The 8,778-nt window shown below is 72.0% G+C and carries 8 protein-coding genes; 5 read left to right on the forward strand and 3 right to left on the reverse strand.

From position 1 onward, the window contains the following. The first annotated feature begins 249 nt into the window (after window positions 1-249). The gene (locus tag AB0C36_RS41700; protein WP_358364669.1) at window positions 250-1,737 is read left to right on the forward strand and encodes a sensor histidine kinase; all 1,488 of its coding nucleotides are present in this window, start codon (window positions 250-252) and stop codon (window positions 1,735-1,737) included. A gap of 75 nt (window positions 1,738-1,812) precedes the next feature. Then, on the forward strand, window positions 1,813-2,457 hold the full coding sequence (locus AB0C36_RS41705) for a response regulator transcription factor (protein WP_435839227.1): 645 nt from the start codon (window positions 1,813-1,815) through the stop codon (window positions 2,455-2,457). Window positions 2,458-3,648: 1,191 nt separating this feature from the next. Here the strand turns inward: AB0C36_RS41705 and AB0C36_RS41710 are convergent. After that, entirely contained in the window at window positions 3,649-4,560 is a 912-nt protein-coding gene (locus AB0C36_RS41710) for a LysR family transcriptional regulator (RefSeq protein WP_358364674.1), read from the reverse strand. A gap of 70 nt (window positions 4,561-4,630) precedes the next feature. On the opposite strand from AB0C36_RS41710, the gene AB0C36_RS41715 reads away from it, so the two are divergent. Further along, on the forward strand, window positions 4,631-5,617 hold the full coding sequence (locus tag AB0C36_RS41715) for a DMT family transporter (protein ID WP_358364677.1): 987 nt from the start codon (window positions 4,631-4,633) through the stop codon (window positions 5,615-5,617). On the opposite strand, the gene AB0C36_RS41720 is transcribed toward AB0C36_RS41715, so the two are convergent. Continuing rightward, complete coding sequence (locus AB0C36_RS41720; protein ID WP_358364679.1) at window positions 5,574-6,377, reverse strand: enoyl-CoA hydratase; 804 nt, start codon at window positions 6,375-6,377, stop codon at window positions 5,574-5,576. The genes AB0C36_RS41715 and AB0C36_RS41720 overlap by 44 nt on opposite strands. A gap of 98 nt (window positions 6,378-6,475) precedes the next feature. On the opposite strand from AB0C36_RS41720, the gene AB0C36_RS41725 reads away from it, so the two are divergent. Beyond that, window positions 6,476-7,198 (forward strand): class I SAM-dependent methyltransferase, encoded by a 723-nt coding sequence (locus AB0C36_RS41725; RefSeq protein WP_358364681.1) that lies wholly within the window; start codon window positions 6,476-6,478, stop codon window positions 7,196-7,198. A gap of 313 nt (window positions 7,199-7,511) precedes the next feature. Then, window positions 7,512-8,069, forward strand: coding sequence for a hypothetical protein (locus tag AB0C36_RS41730; RefSeq protein ID WP_358364682.1), 558 nt, complete (start codon window positions 7,512-7,514; stop codon window positions 8,067-8,069). A gap of 94 nt (window positions 8,070-8,163) precedes the next feature. On the opposite strand, the gene AB0C36_RS41735 is transcribed toward AB0C36_RS41730, so the two are convergent. After that, the gene (locus tag AB0C36_RS41735; RefSeq protein WP_358364685.1) at window positions 8,164-8,652 is read right to left on the reverse strand and encodes a MarR family winged helix-turn-helix transcriptional regulator; all 489 of its coding nucleotides are present in this window, start codon (window positions 8,650-8,652) and stop codon (window positions 8,164-8,166) included. Window positions 8,653-8,778: the final 126 nt, after the last annotated feature.

Genomic DNA, 8,778 nt, shown 5'->3' on the forward strand with positions numbered 1-8,778 from the left:
GGCCGCCGCAGTCGCCCGCCCGCGCGCCCAGCCCACCGGCACCGCGTACCCCACACCGTCACACCCTCGTACGGCATCTTCCGCGCGCTTCCCGCCCATATCGCCGCCCTGCCCGTATCGCCCGCCCCGCGCCCACATCGACAGCACTGCCCGTATCGCCCGTACGCCCGATGGTGGGGTAGGCCGTACCCCTCTTTCGGGTGGCGGCGCCCTGTCGGCGTCACCCGGCAGGAAGCCACGATTGTCAGCATGTCCTCCGCAGCCAATGTCAGCGACGGCCGACCCGACGGCCCACCCCCCACCCATCCCGGCGCACACCCGGACAGCCACCCGGGAAGCAACCCCGGCCACCCCGGCAACCCCTTCAAGGGCACGAACCCCTTCAAGGGCGCGAACCCCTTCACGAGCGCCGGCCCCGACGGCATGCGGCCCGGCGCCCGTACGATCGTGCTCCGCCTCCTCCGCGAGCCCACCCGGCTCCGCTCGCTGCGCGAGGCCTGGTACTTCGTGGCCGTCTTCCCGCTGACCTTCGTACTGCTGATCCTCTTCGGCGTCGGCTTCATGGTCTCGGTGCCGCTCTCCATCACCGTGGTCGGCCTGCCGCTGCTCGCGGCGATCGTCCTCCTCGGCCGCTACCAGGGCGGCCTGCACCGCGGCATCGCCCGCCTGCTCCTGCGCGAGGACGTCGAGGGACCGCGCCCCTTCCACCGCCGACCCGGCGCCTTCGGCTGGCTCGGGTCCTCCCTGGGCCACCTGGAGGGCTGGCGCGGCGTGCTCTTCCTCGGCGTCCGGCTGCCGATCGCCGTCATCGGGTTCGCCGCGACATGGCTGCTCTGGGGCATGGGGCTCATGTTCCTCACCTATCCGATCTGGATGAAGCCGACGCAGCTCGGCGACCACGGCGACGGCGCCGGAGTGACGCTCGGGGACAATCTCATGGGCTCGTGGTACGAACTGATCGCCGTCGGCCTCTTTGGGGTCCTGCTCCTGCTCGTCGCGCCCTGGGCCGTCCGCCTCATCGCCAGGGCCGACCTGTGGCTGATGCGCGCGCTGCTCGGCCCCACCAAGCTCTCCGAGCGCGTACGCGACCTCGAGGAGACCCGCGCCATCGCCGTCGACGACTCGGCCGCCCGGCTGCGCCGCATCGAACGCGACCTGCACGACGGCGCACAGGCCCGCATCGTCGCCCTCGCCATGCACCTGAGCCAGGCGCAGGAACGCCTCGACGTCGACCACGGCAAGACCGACGGCGGATCCGTGGACCTCGCCAAGGCCCGTGCCCACGTGGACTCCGCACTCGGCAACGCCCGCATCGCGATCACCGAACTCCGCGACCTGGCACGCGGCATCCACCCGCCGGTCCTGGACCAGGGCCTCGACGCCGCACTGGCCACCCTCGCGTCGGGCAGCGCCATTTCGGTGGGCCTGCGCACGGACATCGACCGGCGGCCGCCCGCGGCCCTGGAGTCGATCGCCTACTTCTGCGCCGCCGAACTCATGGCCAACGCGGGGCGCCACAGCGATGCCACCGAGATCCTCATGGACGCCGAACGCCGCGGCGACACACTCGTCGTCCGCGTCGAGGACAACGGCCGGGGCGGTGCGCGCATCCGGGAAGGCGGCGGGCTCGCCGGGCTCGCGGAGCGGGTACGCACGGTCGACGGCACGCTGCGCGTCGACAGCCCGCCGGGCGGCCCGACCCGGATCACCGTGGAGCTCCCGGTCGCCGAAGCATGAGGGCTCGACGGCACGAAAGCACGACGGCACGCGGACGCGACGGCGCGAGGAGGAGCGGCTGAGATGATCGCCCCCATGCGCATTGTCATCGCCGAAGACGCCGCAGTCCTGCGCGACGGCCTCGTCCAGCTCATCACGGACCGGGGCCACGAAGTCCCCGCCGCCCTGCCGGACGCGGAAGGGCTGCTGGCCGCCGTCGCCGAGCACCGCCCGGACGTCGCGGTAGTGGACATCCGCATGCCGCCGACGCACACCGACGAGGGGCTGCGCGCCGCCATCGAGGTGCGGAGGGCGTACCCGCAGACCGGCGTCCTGGTCTTCTCGCAGTACGTCGAGACGCGGTACGCCTCCCGCCTCCTTGCCGAGAACGCCGCCGGGATCGGCTACCTCCTCAAGGAACGCGTGGTCGACGTACGGGACTTCATGGACGCCCTGGAACGCGTCGCGGCCGGCGGAACCGCCCTCGACCCCGAGGTGGTCGGCCAACTCCTCGGCGCCGGACGCCGCGTCGACGCACTCGAGACGCTCACGCCGCGCGAGCGCGACGTGCTGGGCCAGATGGCCGAGGGCCGTTCCAACGCCGCGATCGCCAAGGCTCTGCGCATCTCGGACCGCGCGGTGGAGAAGCACGTCGGCGGCATCTTCACGAAGCTCGACCTACCCCCGTCGGACGAGGACCACCGCCGGGTGATGGCCGTACTCCGCTACCTGCGCGGCTGATTCACCGCCGAGCGCGCCCCGGCGCCTCGCCGGTCGGACGCCGAGCCCGCGCCGCCGCCCCCTCGCGCGCGCCGGAGCGCCGGCCCGACGCGCGTAAGAGGGCGGCGTTCAACCGAGTTCGCCTACGAGCGCGTACGCGAGACCGGGCCCTGCGACCGGCCGCGTGCCGACACGCCACCCGCGGACGCCGCGGCGGACCGGGAAACGGACCCAGACGACGCGTCCTGCGACGGCGCGGGGTGTCGGGACGCCGACTCCCCGTCGGATTCCGCCTGTTCACTTCGCGGCTTCCCGCCCCCCGATTCCGCTGCGTCGCGCAGCGCGTCGGCGGAGGCGAGGGAGTTGCGCGCGGCTTCCGCGCGGAGCATGGCATTCAGGGCGGTGAAGGGATCAACGGGCATGGCAGTTCTGTTCCTTGCGTTGTGTGATGGTGTGCTGAAGAGCGGGACGGTGCGGCCATGCCGTCCCCTCAGCAGCGCATCACCACGCAGCGCAAACACCGGACATCCGAGCACGGCGCCGCGGGAGGCCCCTGCGCCATCGGGATGTACGGCCGCACGACCACGTCCGCGATCGGCCGGGCCGGCCGCACCGCTCGCGGTGCGGCGGACGTCGTACGCCTTCCGGGGGCGCGTACCTCGACGTCAGCGCCCGCCGCCGTCTGCTCGGTCCCGTCGGAAGGCGCCGGAGTTGAAGGCGCCGAAGGCGACGAGGGCGCGGACGGAGCCGAGGGCGCGGACGGAGCAGACGGAGCGGACGTAGCCCCCGGCGCCGTACTCCCGGCAATGCCCCGGCCGATCTCCTCCACGGCCCCGGCACCCGACGCCCCCGCACTCGATGCCCCCGCACCCGTCAGCAGCACCAGTACCGCGACGAGAACCGCGCACAGCACTCCGCCCGTCGCGCCGCGACCGGCGATCGGCGAAGTACCGTGCATGGGCAGACCTCCTGCGAGGCGTCTGCCATCCGCAACGGCGCCGCCACGCACAAGGTCAGCGCCCAGTCACCCGGGCGGACCAGGAAATCCACTCGGTTGACCCCGCGCGCGACCGCTTCTTCCGATAAGCCCATCAGCGCAACGCCGCCGACGCCGACTCCGCCGCGGACCCAGGCTCCGCCGCCGGCTCCGCTGTGGACCCCCGCTCCGACCTTCGACCTTCGACCCCCGACCCGCCCCGGCCGACGAGCCCGTCAGCCGTCCCGCGGATCCGGCGCGATCGTGTGCACCGCTTCCCGCAGAGCCGCCAGCAGCGCGTCGACCAGCGGTTGCGCCCACCGCCGCCGTGCCGTCACGACGCCGATGTGCCGTGTCGGGCGCGGGTGTTCGAGCGGTACGAACGCCAGGCCTGCGCGATGCGTCGCCAGCGCGATCCGCGGGATCAGCGCGAACCCCACCCCGGCTTCGACGAGCGACTGCGTGAACAGGTAGTCGGTGCTCGTGCAGACCACCGACGGCTGGAAGCCGGCCATGCCGGACGCCCGGGCCAGCGGGGCGCCCGCCGCGCCGCACCCGTCGATCCAGCGCTCGTCGGCGAGTTCGGCGATGCGTACGGCACGTCGGCCCGCCAGCCGGTGGCCTTGCGGCAGCACCAGCCAGATCTGCTCGTTCATCAGCGGCACGAGCGTCAGCCGTGGCGTCGCCGGCGCATGCCCGAAGTGGTACGTCAGCCCCAGATCCGCCCGCCCCGACCGGACCAGCTCGGCCGCGTCCTCCGGCTCCGCCTCCGTCACGGTGAGCTCGACGTCCGGGTGGGACGCGTTCAGCGCGATCAGCGCGGGCGGCAGCAACGCCTGTCCGGCACTCGTGAACGTCGCCACGCTCAGCGTCCCGGTACGCCCCTCGGCCAGCCGGTCGATGCGCTCCTGCGCCGCCGCCAGCTCGGCCGCGACCGTCTCCGCCGCCTCGACCAGCACGCGACCGGACTCCGTCAACGTGACCCCGCGCGTGCTGCGCTCCACCACCGGCCGTCCGAGGGAGCGTTCGAGGGCGGCCACCTGCTGCGAGACGGCGGACGGGGTGAGCAGCAGCGACGCGGCGGCCTTGGCGAAACTGCCCTGCGCGGACACCTCGCGGAGAATCTTGAGACGGTGCACGTCGATCATCAGATCCCCTTAATGCCCGTGAAGCAGTTCGATACTTCTGCTGTTGACGATACGCGACGAGGATCGGGGCATGACAAAGAAGGCCTGGGCACTCTTCGCGGCGATGTCGATCGTGTGGGGCATCTCGTACCTGTTCATCAAGATCGCCGTCGAGGAGGTCTCGGCGCCGGTCGTGGTGGTCATCCGCACCGCGATCGCCGCCGCCGTCCTCGTGCCGCTGGCATTGCGCCGCCGGGCGTTCGGCACGCTACGCGGGCGGGTGCGGATCGTGTGCGTCCTGGCGCTCACCCACGTGGCCGGCCCGTTCCTGCTCATCACGTACGGCGAGGTGCACATCTCGTCGTCGCTGACCGCCCTGCTCATCGCCGCGCAGCCCATCATGATCGCGATCATCGCGCTGAAGGCCGACGCCTCCGAGCGCGTCACCGGGTTCCGCGCGGTCGGCCTGGCGGTCGGCCTCGGCGGCGTCGGCACCCTGGTCGGCTTCGACCTGACCGGCGACCGCCTCGGCCTGCTCGGGGCCGGCATGGTGCTGCTGGCGACGCTCGGGTACGCCTGCGCCACGCTGATCGTGAAGCGCCACTTGTCAGACGTGCCGCCGGTGGCCCTCGCCGCCTCGACGATGAGCATCACCACCGTCCTGCTCATGCCGTTCGCGATCGCCACCGCGCCCGCGTCCCTGCCGAGCGCCAAGGTCGCGGGTTCGCTGGCAGCACTCGGCCTGGTCTGCACCGCGCTCGCGTTCCTGGCGTTCTACGCGCTCATCGCCGAGGCGGGGGCGGGGCGGGCCGCGCTGATCACGTACCTCAACCCGGTCGTCGCGGTGCTGCTCGGCGTCCTGGTCCTGGACGAGAAGCTCAGCGCGTCGATCGCCGGCGGCACCGCGCTCATCCTGGCCGGGTCGTGGCTGGCCACCCGGCCCCAGAAGGGGGCAAGCCAGAAGGGGGCAAGCCCCGACCCCCGCCCCGCCGACCCGCCCCAGGCGGACCCGCAACGCCTTGGGGCCGACGCGCTCAGTCCTTGTACTCCGGCACCCGCTTCTCCTTCCGCGCGATGATCGCCTCCTCGAAGTTCTGCGTCGTCAGCCGGACGTACAGCTGTGCGTGACCCTCGGCGTCCATGTGCGCGTGCATGCTCCCGGCCTCCAGCCCCGACCACAGCATGCGCTTGGTGACCTCGACGCCCACGCGGCTGAACCCGATGATGCGCTCCGCGAGGTCGAAGCACTCGTCGAGCAGCTTCTCGCCCGGCACCACCCGCGACACGAGGCCGATGCGCTCGGCCTCGGCCGACTCGACGTCGCGGCCGGACAGCATGATCTCGAACGCTCGCGACGACCCGATCGCCCGCGGCAGCAGGTAGCTGATGCCCAGCTCGGTCGCGGTGAGGCCGTTGTTGATGCCGGCGGCCCGGAAGTACGCGGCCTCCGACGCGATGCGGATGTCGGTCGCCACCGACAGGCAGAACCCGCCGCCGATCGCAGCACCGTTGATCGCGCCGATAACCGGCTGGTGCATTTTGCGCAGCCCCAGGATCACGTCGTCGAGGATTTCCATCGACCTGCGGGCGATGCTCGTACGCGTCAGTCCCTTGATGCCGGGGATCCGTCCCGAGCTCTCCAGGTCGGCCCCGGAACAGAAGCCACGCCCCGCTCCGGTGAGCACCACCACCCGCGTATCGTTGTCCGCACTGACCTCCTCAAGGGCCTCACGGAAGGGGACCATCACGTCGAACGCCATCGCGTTCATCCGCTCGGGGCGGTTGAGGGTGATGAGGGTGACGTGCGGGCGCGGCTTGTCGATGAGCACGAACGACATGGGGCGGCATCCTCGGGCGGTCGGGAAGAACTGAGGGTGGGTCAGGTGTTCTTGATCGTGTCAATGATCACGGCCAAGCGCACCGGTACGGGGGCGCGATGTCAAGAGGCGAGCGCACAGAGGGGCAGTACGGGATGCTCGGCGGGTACGCGGATCCCCAGTCGTTCGACACCTTCGCCGGCGACTACGACCGCTACTCGGACCTGCACGACCCGCTGGGGGAGTGGCTCGACGAGCAGATAGCCGACCTCGCGCCCGCGGGCGGCCGGGCGCTCGACGCCGGCTGCGGCTCGGGGCGGCACGCGCACGCGCTCGCCGACACGTACGACGAGGTGGTCGCCGCCGACCTGAGCCGCGCGCTCATCGAGACGGCGCGCCTGCGGCGCTCGCACCACCGGGTCACCTACCAGGCGGCCGACCTGCTCGACATCTCCGACGACGCGGGCTTCGACCTGGTCGTGAGTATGGCGACGCTGCACCACGTGCCGGACCTCGACAAGGCGCTGGAGCACTTGCACGGGCTGGTCCGCCCCGGCGGCACCGCGATCCTGGTCGACAACGTCGCGGCCCAGGCGACGCCCGCGCGCTGGGCGTACCTCACGGGCGCCGCGTACGAGCTGCCGCGCGACATCGCCAGACTCGGCACCCGCGACGCCTGGTGGCTCTACCGCTTCCGGACCAGCCGCGCGTGGCTCGCCCACCTGCTCAGCGACCGCTACCTGACGCGCACTCAATTCGAGCGCAGGTACGGCGCGGTATTCCCCGGCGCGCGCTTCACAGACCTCGGCTTCGCACACGCCATGGTCTGGCAACGCGCCTGAACGCCCCTGTGTCGCGTCCCGGCAGACGGCTCGGGGGCATGGGGCCTGAGGCGGGGTCTGCGGTGAGGTCTGGGGCGGGAGTGTCGGAAGGTGCGTCCGGAAGGTGCCCGGCACACGTAAACGGCCAACGGTTTCGCTTCGCGGACAAGGTCTTTCATCCTGCACGTGGCGACTGGCATGCTGTGGCGCCACCTGGCTGGGAGGGGGTTCGATGCGCCGTTCCGCGCGCGGAAAAACCGGAGAGAGCGGACAGACCGGAGGAACCGGAACGTACCGAAAGACCGGTAAGTGGGCTGCTGTCGGGGCGGCCTCGGTGCTCGCCCTGGCGCTGTCCGGTTGCGGAAAGGCGGGGGCCACCAAGGCCGCCGAGGCACCGGCCGCCCCGTGCGACCTGGTGTTGCAGGAGGAACTGTCGGTGATGGGCGTGGGTCCGCCGACCGCCGACGACACGCACAGCGGCAGCGCTTCGTCCAGCGCGTACTGCGAGTCCGCCGCGAACGAGGCCGCCAAGCAGGGGCCCCGGTGGGGGGCTCTGCGGATCGAGTGGACGAGCTTCGCCGACGCCAAGAAGGACAAGGAGAAGGGCGGGTCCGCGCGTACCGGCGTGGAGCAGGCCAAGGCCGAGTACCAGTCCGCGCGTGGCGCGACAACCACCTCCATGTGCTCGGAACAGCCGGTGACCCAGCCGGACTTCGCGATGGTCGACTGCTTCGAGCCCGGCAGCGAGTACGGTCCGACGGCCGGGGCGATGATCGTCCGGCACGGGCCCAAGGTGGTGTTCGTGAGCTACCAGGGCGTGGGCTACGACCCGGCCGTCGTGCACGAGACGATCCGGCGAATCGCGGACCGCGCCATCCGCGCCGAGGCCTGACAGCCCCCACCTGCGGCACCACCGACCGCCCCGCGCGCCACCGAGGCCCGCCGGACGCCCAAGACGCTCAAGACGCCCGGACGTGGCGGCCGGCTCACGAGTCCTTCGTGGCCCGGACGTCGCGGCCCAGGCGCGACATCAGCGCGGCGAGCTGTGCGAGGTCGGCGTCGGACCACGAGCCGAGCGAGTCCTGAAGCCAAGTCGACCACACCGCACGCAGGTTGCGGGACATGCGCTGACCCGCTTCGGTCGGCGCGAGCAGGTGGGCGCGGCCGTCCTCGGGGTCGGGGGTGCGGCGGACCAGGTCCGCCTTGATCAGGATGTCCGCCTGCCGGCTGGTGATCGATCGGTCCTGGCCGGTCAGGTCGGCCAGCGCGGACAGGCGCAGCGGGCCGTACGACACGATGTTGCCCAGCAGGAAGGACTCGGCGCGGGTCAGCGACCCGCCCGCCCGCGCCGCCAGTTCGCGGTGCAGGCGGGCACCGCGGGTGGACGCGAGCAGCGCCTCCAGGGCGCGGTGCACATCCTCCAACGACTGGCCGCGTGCGTCGCGGGGCGGCGTCCCGGAGGTCGGTGTCTGCATAATAGTTGATTGATATCACGCAAATTAGGTGCTAGTGCTGTGGCCGGGAAGGTTTGCCGGTTCCCGGTGTTCGGTGCCGTGCATCGCAAGGCGCAGGCCCGAAGCTCGTACTCGGTCGTACTCGCG

Origin of the sequence: Streptodolium elevatio (genome assembly GCF_040649515.1) — a bacterium.
In the GTDB taxonomy this organism is placed as follows: Bacteria; Actinomycetota; Actinomycetes; order Streptomycetales; family Streptomycetaceae; genus Yinghuangia; species Yinghuangia elevatio.